The 860-nt window shown below is 71.4% G+C and carries 1 protein-coding gene; it reads left to right on the top strand.

The window, feature by feature from the left end:
- The coding region (locus D471_RS34265; RefSeq protein WP_040689519.1) for an ADP-ribosyltransferase at positions 1–860 on the top strand (860 nt) is incomplete at both ends.

Below are 860 nucleotides of genomic sequence, written 5' to 3' on the forward strand. Positions count from 1 at the left end.
CGACGTCGACCACCGTCCGGGCACCGTCAGCGAGGACGGCGTCCGACGCTTCGCCACCGACGAGGAGGCCGAGGAGTACGGCGAGGAGTTCCTCGACGACCCCGACACCAACCCCCACGCCTACCCGAACCTGCCCGCCGACCGGCGGACCGCGATCGACAGGTACGCCCACCCCGACCGGGACCTCTACAACCGGATCCTGCGGGCCCCGGACCACCGGAGCCGACAGCGGATCCTGCAGGACCTGCGCGCGGACGGGAGACCGGGCTTCGCCCTGTACGAGCTGACGGGACCGGGTCTGCGACCGCCGACGATGGCCGACATCCAGAGCGCCTTCGACCGGCGCCACGAGCTCACGAACACGCAGCGAGACCTCGTCGAGAGCATCGTGAACGCCGCGGACCCCCCGTCGGGTCTGGCCCGCTGGAGGCGACGGGCGGGCTACGCGGGCCGGTTGAGCGACTCCTACGGCCGCTTCCCCACGGTCGGCGACATCCTCGACCGCGTCCGCCTCATCGACCGGGTGATCGCCGGCAACCCGCTGCCCGAACCCCTGACCACCCACCGGGGACTGCACACGGTCGACTTCATGACCGGGTACGACCCGAACGACCTGAACGCGCTCGTGGGGACGGTCCAGACCGACTCCGCGTTCCTGTCGACCTCCCTGGGAGCGGGAGCACAGGCACCCGGATCGGAGCGCGCGCCCTTCCAACTCCACCTGACCCTGCCCGACGGAACGCACGGCCTCTGGCTGAACGGCTACACCGGATCCTCGGCCGACGCCCGTGAACTGCTCCTGCCGCGCGACATCCGGTACCGGATCACGGGCGTCCGGACCGAGGGCACCGGAGACGACA

It is taken from the genome of Nocardiopsis lucentensis DSM 44048, from assembly GCF_000341125.1.
GTDB classification, from domain to species: Bacteria; Actinomycetota; Actinomycetes; order Streptosporangiales; family Streptosporangiaceae; genus Nocardiopsis; species Nocardiopsis lucentensis.